General features: G+C 71.7%; 12 protein-coding genes. 7 read left to right on the top strand and 5 right to left on the bottom strand.

Going from position 1 to position 16,080, the window contains the following annotated elements; translation table 11 throughout:
- The first annotated feature begins 47 nt into the window (after nucleotides 1-47).
- Nucleotides 48-4,859 (top strand): ExeM/NucH family extracellular endonuclease, encoded by a 4,812-nt coding sequence (locus AB0C12_RS21795; RefSeq protein ID WP_360550627.1) that lies wholly within the window; start codon nucleotides 48-50, stop codon nucleotides 4,857-4,859.
- 140 nt (nucleotides 4,860-4,999) lie between these two features.
- Here the strand turns inward: AB0C12_RS21795 and AB0C12_RS21790 are convergent, their stop codons facing one another.
- The gene (locus tag AB0C12_RS21790; protein ID WP_360550625.1) at nucleotides 5,000-5,413 is read right to left on the bottom strand and encodes a hypothetical protein; all 414 of its coding nucleotides are present in this window, start codon (nucleotides 5,411-5,413) and stop codon (nucleotides 5,000-5,002) included.
- A gap of 388 nt (nucleotides 5,414-5,801) precedes the next feature.
- On the opposite strand from AB0C12_RS21790, the gene AB0C12_RS21785 reads away from it, so the two are divergent.
- Complete coding sequence (locus tag AB0C12_RS21785) at nucleotides 5,802-6,560, top strand: TIM barrel protein (protein WP_360550623.1); 759 nt, start codon at nucleotides 5,802-5,804, stop codon at nucleotides 6,558-6,560.
- Nucleotides 6,557-7,657 carry a Gfo/Idh/MocA family oxidoreductase gene (locus AB0C12_RS21780; RefSeq protein ID WP_360550621.1) on the top strand — a complete coding sequence of 367 codons (1,101 nt, stop codon included), beginning with the start codon at nucleotides 6,557-6,559 and terminating at the stop codon, nucleotides 7,655-7,657. Before AB0C12_RS21785 ends, AB0C12_RS21780 begins: the two co-directional genes overlap by 4 nt.
- Here AB0C12_RS21780 and AB0C12_RS21775 read toward each other — a convergent pair.
- Nucleotides 7,654-8,244: a TetR/AcrR family transcriptional regulator gene (locus AB0C12_RS21775; protein WP_360550619.1), complete on the bottom strand. Its 591-nt coding sequence runs from the start codon at nucleotides 8,242-8,244 to the stop codon at nucleotides 7,654-7,656. The genes AB0C12_RS21780 and AB0C12_RS21775 overlap by 4 nt on opposite strands.
- 97 nt (nucleotides 8,245-8,341) lie before the next feature.
- Between AB0C12_RS21775 and AB0C12_RS21770 the strand changes: the two genes are divergently transcribed.
- Nucleotides 8,342-9,529, top strand: coding sequence for a phytase (locus tag AB0C12_RS21770; protein WP_360550617.1), 1,188 nt, complete (start codon nucleotides 8,342-8,344; stop codon nucleotides 9,527-9,529).
- Here AB0C12_RS21770 and AB0C12_RS21765 read toward each other — a convergent pair.
- Both AB0C12_RS21765 and AB0C12_RS21760 read right to left on the bottom strand, forming a co-directional pair.
- The gene (locus tag AB0C12_RS21765) at nucleotides 9,492-10,613 is read right to left on the bottom strand and encodes a glycosyltransferase (protein ID WP_360550615.1); all 1,122 of its coding nucleotides are present in this window, start codon (nucleotides 10,611-10,613) and stop codon (nucleotides 9,492-9,494) included. The genes AB0C12_RS21770 and AB0C12_RS21765 overlap by 38 nt on opposite strands.
- Nucleotides 10,610-11,749 (bottom strand): glycosyltransferase family 1 protein, encoded by a 1,140-nt coding sequence (locus tag AB0C12_RS21760; protein ID WP_360550614.1) that lies wholly within the window; start codon nucleotides 11,747-11,749, stop codon nucleotides 10,610-10,612. The genes AB0C12_RS21765 and AB0C12_RS21760 overlap by 4 nt, the downstream gene beginning before the upstream one ends.
- Nucleotides 11,750-11,949: 200 nt before the next feature.
- On the opposite strand from AB0C12_RS21760, the gene AB0C12_RS21755 reads away from it, so the two are divergent.
- From AB0C12_RS21755 to AB0C12_RS21745, 3 genes are all read left to right on the top strand, one after another.
- Nucleotides 11,950-12,759 (top strand): alpha/beta hydrolase, encoded by an 810-nt coding sequence (locus AB0C12_RS21755; protein ID WP_360550612.1) that lies wholly within the window; start codon nucleotides 11,950-11,952, stop codon nucleotides 12,757-12,759.
- Nucleotides 12,756-14,153, top strand: coding sequence for an FAD-linked oxidase C-terminal domain-containing protein (locus AB0C12_RS21750; protein WP_360550610.1), 1,398 nt, complete (start codon nucleotides 12,756-12,758; stop codon nucleotides 14,151-14,153). The genes AB0C12_RS21755 and AB0C12_RS21750 overlap by 4 nt, the downstream gene beginning before the upstream one ends.
- Before the next feature lie 119 nt (nucleotides 14,154-14,272).
- Entirely contained in the window at nucleotides 14,273-14,611 is a 339-nt protein-coding gene (locus AB0C12_RS21745; protein WP_360550608.1) for an STAS domain-containing protein, read from the top strand.
- A 132-nt stretch (nucleotides 14,612-14,743) separates the two neighbouring features.
- Here the strand turns inward: AB0C12_RS21745 and AB0C12_RS21740 are convergent, their stop codons facing one another.
- Nucleotides 14,744-15,583, bottom strand: a complete 840-nt coding sequence (locus AB0C12_RS21740) for a hypothetical protein (protein ID WP_360550607.1) — start codon at nucleotides 15,581-15,583, stop codon at nucleotides 14,744-14,746.
- Nucleotides 15,584-16,080: the final 497 nt, after the last annotated feature.

The following is a 16,080-nucleotide window of genomic DNA, read 5'->3' as shown; positions in this document are numbered from 1 at the left end:
TCGCGCCGCGATCCCGGTCAGGGCGTCACGCTCTCGGTGCGGCGTTCGTGGCCACCACCCTCGGCCTCGGTCTCACCGGTCCGGCTCACGCCGCGGCAGCGCCGACCCGCGCCGCGGAAACAGCGCCGGTACACGCCGCAAAAGCGGCAGCGGAACCATTCATCAGCGAAATTCACTACGACAATTCCGGCACCGACAGCGGTGAGGCCGTCGAGATCGAGGCGCCCGCCGGCTCCGATCTGTCCGGCTGGCAGATCGTGCTCTACAACGGCAACGGTGGTGTCGTCTACGACACCGACACGCTCGCCGGGACCGTACCGGCCGCCGGCGTGGTCGTGCAGCGGTATCCGGTGGACGGCATCCAGAACGGCCCGGACGGCGTGGCCCTGGTGAACCCGGCCGGCACGGTCGCCGAGTTCCTGACCTACGAAGGGGCCTTCGCCGCGACCGGCGGGCCGGCGGCCGGCACCACCGGTACTGACATCGGGGTGACCGAGGGACAGAGCACCACCGCGGCCGACTCGCTGCAGAAGATCGACGGTGTCTGGAAGGCACCGGCGGCGAACACCTTCGGCGTGCGCAACACCGCCGCGCCGGACCCCGATCCCGATCCGGACCCCGCCCCGGGCTGCACCGTCGCGGTCGACCACACCATCGCCGAGGTGCAGGGCACCGGCGCCGCCACGACGCTGGCCGGCACCCGGGTCACCGTCGAGGGCGTCGTGACCGCCGACCACCGCACCGGTGGCTACAGCGGCATCTACGTGCAGACCGCGGGCAGCGGCGGCGATCGCCCGGTTGCCGCGGGCACGGCCTCCGACGCCGTCTTCGTCTACCTGCCCACCGGCACGGCTCCCACGGTCGCCCTCGGTGACCTGGTCCGGGTCAGTGGCACGGCGACCGAGTTCAACGCGTTCACCCAGCTCAGCATCGCGGCCAAGACCGACGTGCAGGTCTGTGCGCACGACGCGCCGCTGCCGGCGCCCGTACCGCTGAGCCTGCCGCTGGCCGACGACGCCCGCGAGTCCGCCGAGGGCATGCTGGTCGCGCCGGTCGGGGCGTTCACCGTCTCCGACGTCTACAACACCAACCGGTACGGCGAGATCGTGCTCGCCGCCGGCCACGCCCCGGCCCGCGTGCCGACCGACGTGGCCCGCCCCGGCACCGAGGCCGCGGCCCAGGTCAAGGCCGCGAACAAGCTCGGCCGGATCCTGCTCGACGACGGGCGCACGACGAACCTGTCCGCGGCCGGCCTGGCCCCGCCGTACCTGTCCAGGACCGACCCGGTCCGCGTCGGTGACACCGTCGAGTCGTTCGGTCCGGCGGTGCTGGGCTTCGGGTTCAGCGAGTGGCGGCTGCAGCCGACCACCCCGGTCGACGCGGCCACCCCGCCCGCGGCGCGCACGACGTTCAAGGACACCAACCCGCGCACCACGGCGCCCGCCGCGGTCGGCGGTGACATCAGGCTGGCCAGCTTCAACGTGCTCAACTACTTCGTCCACTTCGGTGGCGAGGCGCGCGGCGCCACCGACGCGGCCGCGCTGGCCAAGCAGCAGGCGAAGATCGTCTCGGCGATCACCGCGCTGGACGCCGACGTGGTCGCGCTGATGGAGATCGAGAACTCGGTCCGGTTCGAGGCCGACGATCCCCAGCTGGCGCTCAAGACGCTGGTCGGTGCGCTGAACGCGGTCGACGGCGCGGGCACCTGGGACTACGTACGGTCGCCGGCGGAGCTGCCGGCCGCGGCGCAGCAGGACCTCATCACCACGGCGATCATCTTCAAGCCGGCCAAGGTCACCCCGAAGGGCGCGGCCCGGTCGATCAACGACGAGTCGGTGTGGTCGAACGCCCGCGAACCGATCGCGCAGACGTTCGCCTCCGGCGCGATCACCTTCACCGTCGTGGCCAACCACTTCAAGTCCAAGAGCGCCTCGACCCCGCCGAGCGGCGACAACGTCGACACCGGGGACGGCCAGGGCCCGTACAACGGCGACCGGGTCCGGCAGGCGAACTCGCTGGCCGGCTTCGTCGACCAGCTGAAGGCCGGCAGCGGCAGCGACCGGGTGCTGCTGCTCGGCGACTTCAACGCCTACACGCGGGAAGACCCGATGCAGGCCCTGTACGACAAGGGCTTCACCGACGTGCACACGACCGGAGCACCGGACAAGTACTCGTACGTCTTCGGCGGCGAGACCGGCTCGCTGGACCACGGGCTGGCCACCGCCTCGCTCGCCGAGCGGGTCACCGGCGTCGACATCTGGAACATCAACTCCGTCGAGTCGTACGCCTACGAGTACGACGTCTACGCACCGTTCTACGACGCCGGTCCGTACCGGGCCAGTGACCACGACCCGGTGGTGATCGGCCTGGAGACCGGGCTCACCGCGCCGGTCGACCTGCAGCTGCTCAGCATCAACGACTTCCACGGCCGGCTCGAGTCGCCGTCCACCGTCAACGGTCAGGCCGTCGGTGGTGCCGCTCAGCTGGTCGGGCTGGTCAACCAGCTGCGCGCGGCCAACCCGAACACCGCGTGGGTCTCCGCCGGTGACAACATCGGCGCGTCGACGTTCGTCTCGGCGATCGACAACGACAACCCCACCCTGGACGTGCTGAACGCCGGCGGGCTGAACGTCGCCGCGGTCGGCAACCACGAGTTCGACAAGGGCCTCGCCGATCTGGTGGGCCGGGTTGAGGACCGGGCGAAGTTCCCGTACCTGGCGGCCAACGTCTACAAGGACGGCAAGCGGGTGCTGCCGGGCTACTCGGTGCAGAGCCTGGGCGGCGTCGAGGTCGGCTACATCGGCGTGGTCACCGAACAGACCGGTTCGCTGGTCGCACCGGGCGGCATCGCCGGGGTCGAGTTCCGTGACCCGGTGGCCGAGGCCAACAAGCTCGCCACTGAGCTGTCCGACGGCAACGCGGCCAACGGCGAGGCCGACGTCCTGGTGCTGCTGGCTCACGAGGGTGCCGCGTCGGAGCACATCGGCTCGGCCGCCGAGCTGGCCGCCGACCCCGTCTTCGGCAAGTACACCCAGGTCAGCCCCGAGATCGACGCCATCCTCAGCGGCCACACCCACCAGCCGTACGCGTTCCAGGTGCCGGTTCCCGGCACGTCGCGCACGCGGCCGGTCATCCAGGCCGAGGACTACGGCCTCAAGCTCGGCCAGGCCGTGCTCACCTACGACCCGGCCACCCGGGCGGTGACCGCGTCCACGGCTGAGCTGCTGCCCGTCACGGGCGTCACGCCGGATCCGGCGATCGCCGACCTCGTGGCCCGGGCGAAGGCCAACGCCGCCGAGCTCGGCAAGCAGACCCTGGGCAAGATCACGGGGGACATCCTGCGCGGTTACACCGCCGCCGGCAACGAGGACCGTGGCATCGAGTCGGTGATGGGCAACTTCATCGCCGACGTCCAGCTGGACCAGACCCGCGACGCCGGCCGGGGCGGGGCCCAGATCGCCCTGATGAACCCCGGTGGCCTGCGGTCCGACCTCAAGTACGGCACCGACGGCACGATCACCTACGCCGACGCGTTCGCCGTCCAGCCGTTCGCCAACGACGTCATCACCCAGACGCTGACCGGCGCCGACATCAAGCTGGCGCTGGAGCAGCAGTGGCAGCCGGCCGGGGCGTCCCGTCCGGTGCTGCACCTGGGCGTGTCGAAGGGGCTCACCTACTCCTACGACGCCGCCCAGCCGCAGGGCCGGCGGATCATCGCCTCGTCGCTGAAGCTCAACGGGGTCACGCTGAACCCGGCGGGCACGTACCGGGTGACGACGAACTCGTTCCTGGCCACCGGCGGCGACAACTTCGCCGCCCTGGCCGGGGGCAGCAACAAGGTGACAACCGGCGACAACGACCTGACCATGCTGGTCAACTACTTCGCCGCGCACACGCCGGTCACCGCCGACCCGGCGCCGCGGGCGACCGCGGGCGTGTCGGACTCCACCGCGCCGACGGGCACCTTCGCCCTGAACGCGGCGGCGCTCTGGCCCGGCCAGGCGGTCACGCTGACCCAGACCGCGCTGGCCGACGACGTGAGTGCGGCGGCGGGCATCCGGCGGGTCATCACCTGGGGCGACGGCACCGCACCGCAGACCCTGGCGGCCGGCGCGACGTCCGCGACCCACACCTACGCGGCCGCGGGCAGCTTCGCGGTGTCGGTCGCGCTGACCGACGAGGCTGGCAACACCGCGGCGGCCGGCTTCACCGGTCCGTCCACGGTGGTCGTCGCGGCGCAGCCGGGCCGGTACGCCCTGGACCGCAGGTCGATCTGGGCGAGCCAGTCGGTCAAGCTCAGCCTCAGCGGTGTGAGCCAGGCGAGCAAGGTCTCCGTGGCCTGGGGCGACGGCGCGACCTCGGTGATGTCGCCGAACGTCGGCAGCGCGGCGCACGTCTACCCGAAGGCCGGCACGTTCACGGTCAAGGTGACGCTGGTCAATCAGGCCGGGGCCGGCACGCCGGTCACGGTCGGCTCGGTCAAGGTCACCAAGGACACCTACAAGCCGGTCGTCACCTTCAACCAGCCGAAGAACGCGGGCAAGGCGTCCTCCTGGTCGAAGATCACGGGTACGGCGACCGACAAGGGCGTCGGGGTGGCCCGGGTCCGGGTGAAGCTGATCGAGCAGCGCAACGGCAAGTGGTACTACTACACCGGCCGTACCTGGGCGAAGACCTCCTCGAAGAGCAAGGCCTCGGCCAAGGCGACGGTCTTCACCGTGACGCCGACCGCCCGGGGAGCCTGGAGTCTCGGCCTCAAGGGTGTCAAGAAGGGCACCCTGACGGTCACCTACTGGGGCTCCGACAAGGTCGGTAACACCTCGGCCGGCCGGAGCTACACACGGAAGATCAGCAGGTAGCGCCGTACCGGAATAGGAAGGCCCCGACCGCCCGGCCGGGGCCTTCCGCCGTTTCCGGGGGTGGATCCCGGAAATGGGCGTCGCCGGCCCGCGGAGTCCGCGGGCCGGCGACGTTGTGTCGGGTCAGTTGGTGCTGGGCGTCAGCGACGCGGGCGGTTGTTGTTCCAGTGGCCGCCACCGTGGTGGTTGTTGCCGTTGTCCCAGTCGTGGCCGCCACCGTTGTGGTGACCGCCACCGTGCCAGTCACGCTCGACGTCGAGGCGCCAGATCACCCGGAAGCCACGACGCACGCGCTCGCACTCGTAGTCGTCCCAGCGGTCGAAGCGCTCGCCGATCCGGCCGACCCGCTCGCACTGGAGGCGCGTGCGGTAGTAGCCGGCGACCCAGTCACGGTCACGGCCGCGGTCGGTCTTCGCCTGCTGCTGGGTGCTCTGCGTGGCGGACGTGGTTCCCTGGGCGGTCGACGAGGACGCCGCGGCGGGGCCGGCGGCCATCGTCGCACCGGCGACCAGCGCCATTCCGGTCATGGCCAGCATTCGTGTTGCCTTACTCATGGAACCACCTTTTCTCGGCAGGTTTATTGCTAGATCCACAGAATCATGATCCAGTGCCGGAATTGTGGACCTACGTCCACATTAACCCGATTAGGTGATATTCCGTGTCGCGTGCATACCGGGCAGAAAACCCGAAAATCGTTCCCCGCGTCGACTAATCCACCGAACGGCCGATGAGCGCTCAACCGGCGGCCACAAGAGCTCATACTTTCGGCCTATTAGGACCGGTTCTTACCCATTGGCGGCTCGGTCATTCCCCGCTTATTGGCGCGAAATAGCGAACCGCGATAAAACCGGTGGATCATGCCGATTACTTGATCAAGTGAGCACTCTCTGGTGTCAATTTTGACCAGCTGGTAGAAAAGATGAAGACCGCTTGGAGGTAGCGATGAGCAAGCTTTCCGTCCAGCTGTACTCAGTCCGAGACGCCTTCGCCCACGACCCCGCCGGCACCCTCGCCCGGCTCGCCGGCCTCGGCTTCACCCAGGTCGAGCCGTACGGCGTGCGGGAGAACCTCGCCGTGCTGCGCACCGCCCTGCCGGCCCACGGGCTGACCGCGCCGACCGCCCACGCACAGCTCCTCGACCAGCGCATCGACCGGTCCGCGGTGTTCGCCGCGGCCGCCGAACTGGGCATCGGCATCGTCATCGACCCCATGGTCGAGCCGGCCCGCTGGCAGGACCCCGCCGACATCGCCGCCACCGCGGCCGCGCTCAACGACGCCGCGAAGGTGGCTGCCGAGCACGGCATCACGGTCGGCTACCACAACCACTTCTGGGAACTCCAGTCCCGGATCGCCGATCGGACCGCCTTCGAGGTGCTCGCCGAGCAGCTAGACCCGGCCGTGGTCCTCGAGGTGGACACGTACTGGGCGACGGCCGGCGGCGCGGAGGCGCCGGCCCTGCTCCGCCGCCTCGGCGACCGGGTGCGCGCGCTCCACGTGAAGGACGGCGACCTCGCCACCGACGGCTCCGGCCAGGTTCCCGCCGGTCAGGGCCGGGTCCCCGTCCTCGAGGTCCTGGCCGCCGCGCCGCAGGCCCTGCGCGTCATCGAGTTCGACCGCTACGACGGGGACATCTTCACCGCGCTGGGGGCCAGCCTGACGTTCCTGCGCGACCACGAGCAGCGGGACGGGGAGGGGCAGTGAGCGACGGAGCGGTCCGGGTCGGCGTCATCGGGGCCGGCACGATCAGCGAGACCTACCTGCGGAATCTGACCAGCTTCCCGGATCTCGACGTCCGCATGGTCGCCGACCTGGACACCGCCCGGGCCGCCACGCAGGCGGCCAAGCACGGGGTCCCCGCGGCGGGTACGGCCCAGGAGCTGCTCGCCGACCCGGCGATCGAGCTCGTCGTCAACCTCACCATCCCGGCCGCGCACGTCGATGTGGGTCTGGCCGCCCTGGAGGCCGGAAAGCACGTGTGGGCGGAGAAGCCGCTCGCGCTGGACCGCCCGTCCGCCCGCAAGCTCCTGGACCGGGCCCGCGAGCTGGACCTGCGGGTGGCCAGCGCACCGGACACAGTGCTCGGTGCCGGCCTGCAGACGGCGCGCCGGGCCGTCGACGCCGGCCGGATCGGTGAGCCTCGGACGGCGCTGGCCCTGTTCCAGTCACCCGGGCCGGAGAGCTGGCACCCCGCGCCGGAGTTCCTGTTCCAGGCCGGGGGCGGTCCCCTGCTGGACATGGGCCCGTACTACCTGACCGCTCTGGTGCAGCTGCTCGGACCGATCGGCCGGGTCACCGCGACCGGCGGACGGGCCCGCGAGAGCCGGGTGATCGGTTCCGGCCCTCGAGCCGGTACGGAATTCCCGGTCACCGTCCCGACCACCGTCACCGCTCTGCTGGAGTTCAGCCGGGGCGGCTCCGCGCAGGTGGTGCTGACCTTCGACTCGGCCCTGCCCCGGACCACCTTGGAAGTCGCCGGCACGCTGGGCACCGCCGTCCTGCCCGATCCGAACAGATTCGACGGCCAGACCCAACTGCTCCTGCTGGCCGGCGGCGACCCGCAGGAGCTGGCTCCGCAGGGGCATCAGGCCTCGCGCGGCACCGGCGTGCTCGAGCTGGCCCGCTCGATCCGGGCCGGCGTGCCCGAACGCGCCTCGGGAGCACTCGCCTACCACGTGCTCGACGCGATGCAGTCGATCGAGGAATCCATCGCCGACCGGCGGCCGGTGGTCGTGCAGAGCACAGCCGACACGCCACCCGCTCTGCCGGCCGACTGGGATCCCTACGCCCGGACGCTCTAGTCCAGCGGGACGGTGATCAGGTCCTGCACGTAGGAGCGCAGCGCGCCGACCAGGTCGACCGAACTGCGGTTGGACAGCCACTGCACCTGGAGGCCGTCCATCAGGGCGACCATGTTCAGGCCCGCGTGCTCGGGGTCGACGCCGGCGCGCAGCTCGCCCCGCCCGGCCAGCACCCGGAACGAGGCGGTCGCGTAGTCGCGGGCCATCCGGTAGTGCCGTTCGAAGTAGTCGTGCGCGGGATGGTCCGCCGCGACTGCTTCGGCGGCCAGCCGGGCGTACACGTCGACGATGCCGGGGTGCCGGACGTTGTACTCGGCCAGCGCGACCAGGTGGGCCAGGGCCTCCCGGCCGGGCGGTACGGCCAGCCGCTCCCGTTCGGTGTCCTGCGCGTCCCGGCGCTCCAGCACGGCGGCGAGCAGCGACTCCTTGGTCGGGAAGTAGTACAGCAGGCCGGCGTGGGTGATGCCGACGCGACGGGCGATCTCACGCAGGGACGAGCCGTGGTAGCCGGTCTCCGCGTACACGGCGACGGCCGTCGTGATGATGTCCTCCCGACGGATCCGGCCCTTCAGATAACCCCCGGTCACCCGGCCATCATGCCGTACGGGCAGCGCACAGACCGTTCATCACCAGGGTGACCGGGCGCCACCGTACGGTCATCGGGACCCGGCAGGCTCGCTGCCCATGCGCCGTACCCTCGCTCTGATCCTGGCCGCCACCACCGTGGCCGGGGCCGCCCTCGCCGGTCCCGCCCGGGCTGCTGTCAAGCAGCCGGGCGACAAGCAGATCACCGCCCGCGCCGAGACGCCCGCCCTGTTCGACGACGAGGCCGGCGGTGACGCCGACGCCGACGACCCGGCCATCTGGGTGCACCCGGGCGACCGGGCCCGCAGCCTGGTGATCGGCACCGCCAAGAACGGTGGCCTGCGGGTCTACGACCTGGCCGGCCGCGAGGTGCAGGCGATCGCCACCCCGGCCGGCGGCCGCTTCAACAACGTGGACGTCGTCACCGGCTTTCGCCTCGGCGGGCGCCGCACCGACCTCGCCGTGGTCACCGACCGGGGCCGCGACCAGTTGCGCTTCTACCGCATCGACCCGGCCACCAGCCGGCTCGCGGACGTCACGGTCGCCGAGCCGCCACTGCTGTTCTCCGCCGACCAGGCCGAGGTCGAGGGGCAGGCCACCGGCTACGGCCTGGCCATGCGCGGTGACCTGGCCGTGGTCAGCCGCCGGCACACCACCCGGCTCGGCTTCTTCCGGCTGCGGGCCGCCGGCGACCAGGTCACCTACGTCCGGCGCGAGACGCTGGACCTGCCCAGCAGCTTCCGGCTGCCCAACGGGACGACCTGGCGGCCGTGCGGCGACCCGGGCGAGGACCCGCAGGTGGAAGGCATGGTGATCGACGAGCGGGCGGACGTGCTCTACGCCAGCCAGGAGGATGTCGGCCTGTGGCGCATCGACCTGCGGACCAAGCGCCGGTCGATGGTGGAACGCGTCGCCGAGTACGGCGTCCCGTACAGCGCCGACTGCACACTCGACACCGGGCACGACCCCGGCTACGGCGGCCGCATCCACGCCGACGTCGAGGGCGCGACGCTCTACCAGGACTATCTGCTGGTCTCCGGCCAGGGCGACAGCCGGTTCTTCGTCTACGACCGCCGGACGAACCGCCCGCTGAGCACCTTCACCGTGGTCGACGGGCCGGCCACGGACGGCGTCCAGCACTCCGACGGCGCCGCCGCCACGTCGGCCCGGCTGCCCGGCTACCCGCGAGGCCTGCTGGTTCTGCACGACGGCGAGAACACCCCGGACGGCGGACGGGTCAGCACCGACTTCAAGTTCGTCGACTGGCGCTCGCTCGGCCTGCGGTGATGATCGACAGGAACCCCGCCACCGAGGCCGACCAGGGGAACCGTTCGGCCTGCGCGCGGGCGGCGACCCGGCGGTCCGGGCGGTCGAGCAGGGCGCGGACCGCGGCTCCGTAGGAGGCGTCGGTCGTGGCGGCCACCCCGGCCGTCCCGATCACTTCCGGCAACGCGCTCGCGGCGCTGACCACCACTGGCGTACCGCTGGCCAGGGCCTCGAGCGCGGCCAGGCCGAACGTCTCGATCGGTCCGGGCGCCAGCGCCACGTCGGCCGTCGCGAGCAGGGCGGCCAGCTCGGCCCGGTCTCGCAGATGACCGACGAAGCGGACCCGCAACCAACGCCGGGCCGCCTCCGCGTGCAGCGCGGGCCGCAACGGCCCCCCGCCGGCCACCACGAGCACCGCGGGCACTCCCATGGCCCGAAGCTCAGCCAGTGCCGCCAGCGAGCGCCGCGGTTGCTTCTCCACCGACAACCGGCCACAGTGCACGAGCAGGGCGTCGCCGGGCGCGGCCCACCGACGCCGCAGCGCCGGATCGTGCCGGGCCGGTGAGAACAGATCAAGATCAACGCCGAGCGGTACGCGAGCCACGTCACGCACCCCGAGCCGCTCGAACTCGGCCGCCGCCCAACCGGTGGTGCACACGATCCGGTCGAAGCCGGCGGCACTGCGCGCGTTGAGCCGGTCGGCCAGCCACCGCGCGTTGCCGCCGCCGAAGAGCCGCAGCAGGCCGTCCAGGCTCTCGTGCGACACCATCGTCGACGGGATGCCGTGCCGCCGTGCCCAGCCGCCGGTCCAGCGAAGCGTCGTCCGATCGGAGACCTCCAGGTGGTCCGGCCGCAACCGGGCCAAGGTGTCCGCGATCCGGCGCCGGTCGAGCAGCACGCGGTAGCCGCCCAGCCGCGGCACCTCCGGCCCGGGCAACGTGATGACCCGGCCCTGCTCGGTCTCGACGTCGGCGAACCGGGCGCCGGGCACGACGAGGACCGGCGAGTGCCCGGCGGCGAGATAACCGGCGCCCAGTTCCCGCAGTGCGGTCCGCAACCCACCCGACCGGGCCGTGACGAAGTTGGCCAGCCGCACGATTTTCACGCCGGCACCAGCACCCGCTCGGCGGCCGGCCGCAGCGCGGCCTCGTAGTGCCCGATCAGCTCGTCGCCGACCGTGGTCCACGTCCGGCCTTCGACCGCGACCCGGCCCGCGGCACCGAACAGGGCGCGCCGGGTCGGATCAGTGACCAGCCCGGCGATCGCCGCGGTGAAGCCCTCGGCCCGGAACGGCGGCACGAGATGCCCGGTCAGGCCGTCCGCGACCAGGTCGAGCGGCCCACCGGCAGCCGGCGCGACCACCGGCAGCCCGCTGGCCATCGCCTCCTGGATCGCCTGACCGAACGTCTCGTACGGGCCGGTGTGCGCGAACACGTCGAGGCTCGCGTAGATCCGGGCCAACTGGGCACCGTGCCTGGCCCCCAGGAACACCGCATCGGGCAGGGCCTGGCGCAACGTACCGGCGGCGGGACCGTCACCGACGACGACCAGGCGTACGCCCGGCAGCCGGCTGGTCTGCGCAAGCAGATCGACCTGCTTCTCCACCGCCAGCCGCCCGACGAAACCGACCAGCACTTCGCCGCCCGGGGCCAAGGCCCGGCGCACGCCGGCGCTGCGGTGCCGGGGGTGGAACCGCACGTCGTCGACCCCGCGCCGCCACAGCTGCACCCGGTGCACACCGTGGCCGTTCAGCGCGGCGACCGACTCCGTCGACGGCGCCAGCGTCCGGAACGCCGCGTTGTGGACGGTCCGGATCCACCGCCACGCGGCGTGCTCGGTCATCGACACCCTGTACGCCCGGGCGTAGGCGGCGACATCGGTCTGATAGACCGCGACGGCCGGCACCCGCAGCGCCCGGGCGGCGGCCGCACCCCAGGCCCCGAGCACGAACGGGCTCGCCAGGTGCACCACGTCGGTGTCGTGCGCCCGGAGCGCCGCGGTCAACGCCGGGGTCGGCAGCCCGAGCCGGATCTGCGGATAGCCGGGCATCGGCAGCGACGGGATGCGCACCACCGGATAGGGCAGCTCACCGACTGGGCCGCGGACGCCGGGCGGCGGCTGGGGTGCGATCACCAGCGGGGCGTGCCCGCGCCGTACGAGATGCTCGGCGGCCCGGACGACCGAGTGCGCGACACCGTTGACATCCGGCAGGAAGGACTCCGTGACCAGCGCGATTCGCATGGGCCGAGGATGGGTGGCGGTCCCGCTCCGTCAGGCCAAGACGCTGTGACGGGAACGGGAACGATGGGCGACAAGAGCGCTGTTCGCCCGTTCTTCGTCTGGCCATCACCAACCCGAGCGAGGCGTCGCACGGCATCGCCACCCAGGACCCCGCGGCAGTTCCTCCAGCGCGTGCCGTGAGCCCGCCGTAGTGTCGAGGCATGTCGACGATCGCCACCAGCGACGGGGTCAACCTGCACTACACCGACGAGGGCGGTGGGCAGCCGGTCGTGCTCATCGCCGGCTTCACCGCGTCGGCCGAGACCTGGGAGCTGCAGCGCCGGGCCCTGCTCGGCGCCGGCCACCGGGTGCTCGGCCTGGACCGCCGCTCGCACGGCGGTTCGGACAATCCCGCGTACGGCCAGCGGATGGCGCGGCACGGCAAGGACATCCGCGACTTCCTCGACGCCACCGGTCTGGACCAGGTCGTCCTGGTCGGCGGCTCGATGGGCGCGAGCGCGATCTGGGCCTACTACGACCTGTTCGGCGCCGACCGGCTGCGCGGCATCGTCACCATCGACCAGACCCCCAAGATGGTCAACGACGAGGTGTGGCCGTACGGCTTCTACGGCCTGACCCGGCACAACCTGGGCACGTTCTTCGAGGACGGCGTGCCGGACACCGGCCGCGGCCGGCCGGCCGCCGATTCGGTGCAGCGGCTGGGCCGGCTGATCGAGGCGCTGGGCCGGGTGCCGCGGATGAGCGACGCTCGCGCCCCGGAGATCTGGCCTCTGCTGCAGGATCATGCGGAGCAGGACTGGCGTGACGTGGTGGCCCGGGTCGCGGTGCCGAGCCTGTTCCTCGCCGGCCGCGACAGCCAACTGTGGCCGTGCGAGCACGCCACCGCCGCGGCCGCGACGAACTCACGCGCGGCCGCCCTGATCCTCGAGGACAGCGGCCACGCGGCCAACATCGACCAACCCGACCTGGTCAACGAGGCGCTGCTCAAGTTCCTGGCCGGCCTGGCATGACCGGCTCGCTGGCCACCGACCTGCCGGACCTGGACCTGATCGTCGACCCCGACGTCCTCGACTCCCTCAGCCACGACGACGCCGAGTGGGCCCCGGCGGGCCGGCCGGTCGGCGCCGTCCGCGCCCGCAGCACGGAAGAGGTGAGCGCCGTCGTGGCGGCCTGCGCAGCCCGCGGCATCCCGGTGATCGCGCGCGGAGCCGGCACAGGTCTGTCCGGCGGCGCAAACGCGGTCGACGGCAGCCTGATCCTCGACCTGACCAGGATGAACAAGATCCTGGAGATCGACTCGGACAACATGATCGCGGTGGTCCAGCCCGGCGTCGTCAACGACGACCTGAAGGCGGCCGTCGCGGCGCACGGCCTCTGGTATCCACCGGACCCGGCCAGCGCACCCTGGTCGACGATCGGCGGCAACGTGGCCACGAACGCCGGCGGCCTGTGCTGCCTGAAATACGGCGTGACCCGCGACTACGTGCTCGGCCTGCAGGCCGTCGTGGGCGGCCCGGCCGGCGCATACGGTACGGCGGTGCGCCTCGGCCACCGCACGACCAAGGGTGTGGCCGGCTACGACCTGGTCAGCCTGTTCGTCGGGGCCGAGGGGACGCTGGGGATCGTCACCGAGGTCACGTTGCGGCTGCGGCCGGCTCGCGCCGCTGCGCCCCGTACCGTGGTGGGGGCTTTCGACAGCATCGTCGCCGCCGGCGACGCGGTGGCCGCGACCACGCGGATGGGTCTGCTGCCCACAGCGCTGGAGCTGCTGGACCGGGCGTGCCTGCAAGCGGTGGAGGAGTGGAAGCACCTGGGGCTGTCCGCGACGGCTGAGGCGTTGTTGCTGGCACAGATCGACACGCCAGGGGAATCGGGCCAGTCCGAAGCGGACGCGCTGGCCCAGGTTTTTCGGGACGCGGGCGCGCAGTGGGCCGAGCAGTCGACTGACGAATTCGAGGCGGAGGCACTGTTCGCCGCGCGGCGGCTGGCTTATCCGGCGATGGAACGGCTGGGCCCGGTGCTGACCGAGGACGTCTGCGTGCCCCGGTCGGCGGTGCCGACGATGCTCGCGTCGATCGAGGAAAGCGCGGCACGGCACGGGGTGGCTATCGCCACCATCGCGCACGCGGGGGACGGAAATCTGCACCCGCTGATCCGGACGCCGGTCGGGGATGAGGTTGCCCGGGAGGCCGCGCAGGCGGCATTCGAGGAGATCCTGGCGGCGGCGATCGGGCTGGGCGGCACGGTGACCGGCGAGCACGGGGTTGGTCTGCTGAAACGGCGCGGGATGCGGCAGGAGCTCGAGGGGCCGGCGCTGGCGATGATGCAGGCGGTGAAGCAGACCCTGGACCCCCAGAACCTCTTCAACCCCGGCAAGGTAGTCGGCGACCCGGACCTGCCCTAGCCCCCTTCCTTCGGCTTGGCGTCGCCGCTGGTGGATTGGCACAAAGAGCCGGTCGACGGGCCGCGGGAACCGTCATACGCTGACCGCCCGGCGAACGCTGGGTGACGGAAGGCAGACCGATGTCGAACACCGCGGTCGACGTCCGGACGGACGCGGACGGAAGCGTGGTGGTCCAGCCCCACGGCCCGATGGGGACGGACTGCGCGGCGCAGTTCCGCCGGATCCTGGTGCACACGGTCCGCAAGCTTCGCCCGCTGCGCCTGATCGTCGACCTGGGCGACGTACCGGCCGTGGATCCGATCAACCTGGGAACCTTGGCGGCGCTCTGCGACCTGGCAGACGACCACCAGGTCGTCGTCTTCATGGAGAACCTGTCCGCCGAGGTCGCGACCCAGTTGACCGCCGCAGGCGTGCCACCGCAACGTTTCCGGGCCGTCGGACAGCCCGCAGTCGGCTGACCGTCACCCACCTGCACCGATAACCGGGTCAGCTTGCCAGGCAGAGATCCCGCTGCCTGCGCCGACGAATTTCCGCCCAGCAGTCGGGTCGGCATGCAGCGCCGGATCGCCCTGCCCGCGACGGCGGTCGGGTCAGCTGCGGGCGACGGTCACCGAGGAGACGCCGCTGGTGGCATCGATGTCGAAGCGGTCAGCCGCGGCGTCCCAGCCCGGCGCCGTGTACACCGCACCCCCGGGCACCCCGGACTTGGTCTGCCCGTCCACCGTGACCTCGCCGGCCCCGTTCTTCGCGGCAACCCGCACAGGGGCCGCCCCGGTGAGGTTGACGACCAGCTGGCTGGCCCCACCGCCGAGAACCACCCGCTGAGTGCCGCTGGCCGCGGGCAGCCACACTTCGGCCCGGCTGGTGCCGGCGGCGAAGTCGACATCACCTCCGGGTCCGCCCCTGAGGTCAACGGCCTGGTCGCTGGCCCCACCGGCCAGCCGCACACTCCAGCGCACGTCGTCGCTGAGCACCACGGTGACCAGCGCCGGGCCGGTGAGCCCGGTGTCCCGCAACCCGGCGACAACGGCCGGCCCGTCAACCTCGACCTTGGGGACCACCTTGGACTCGGCGGGGGTGGAGACCTCCAAAAGATCAGGACCAAGATCTCCGACCGTCACCCGTACGACGTCAGCAGCGTTCACGAGCGAGAAGGTCGCCGGCTTGTTCTTGGTGGCGGAGACGGCACCGCCGCGGACTACATGGTCGGGTTCGCTGGGTGCGGCCTGTCCGATGCCGGGCAACCCGAGACCCGTACCGGACCCGGGCCACGTGGCCACCGGACCGGGAACCCCGTCGGACTCGTCGGGCACGACATAGCGAGGCTGATGGGCCGGGTTGTAGTCCCGTCCGCCACCGTCAGCAGCGGAACAGCCGGCCAGCAGACCCACGGCCACGGCGAACGCTCCCACCCGGACAATCACGTTCACCTATTACCCACCGCCTCCGTCGACTACACGACCACGCCGCCAGACTCCATCACGCCACCTCCTGCTACGCAACGGGTCAGACAACGCCACCGCCAGCCGGACGGGCCCTCCCACCGACGAGGCCGACGGCACTCACGTCCCGAACGCAGTGACAGCAGCCCTCTCTGTCTCCGCCGACACAAGCGTGAAAGCCGCCACGCTCTTCGAGAGCTGCGGCGGCGCTACCTATACGCCTGCGACCGCTACAGGCCCGCCGCCCAGCAGGGTCACCTAACTGCTTCTCCCTGAGACCCGGACTACCGCAGCGCCTCGAGCCGCACCAACCCGGGCCCAGCCTGACCGGGGCCGGCCGCAAGGATGCCGGAAACGCAAACGGAGCCCACCCCGACCGAGGGTGAGCTCCACACATGACAGACAGAAAAGGCCCACACCATCACTGGTGTGGGCCTTCCCTAACGTTAAGTCCGGCGGCGTCCTACTCTCCCACACCCTCCCGA

Source organism: Actinoplanes sp. NPDC048967 (genome assembly GCF_040649415.1).
In the GTDB taxonomy this organism is placed as follows: Bacteria; Actinomycetota; Actinomycetes; order Mycobacteriales; family Micromonosporaceae; genus Actinoplanes.
Note: the sequence above shows the minus strand (reverse complement) of the source record. Positions and strands in the feature narration are given on the sequence as shown.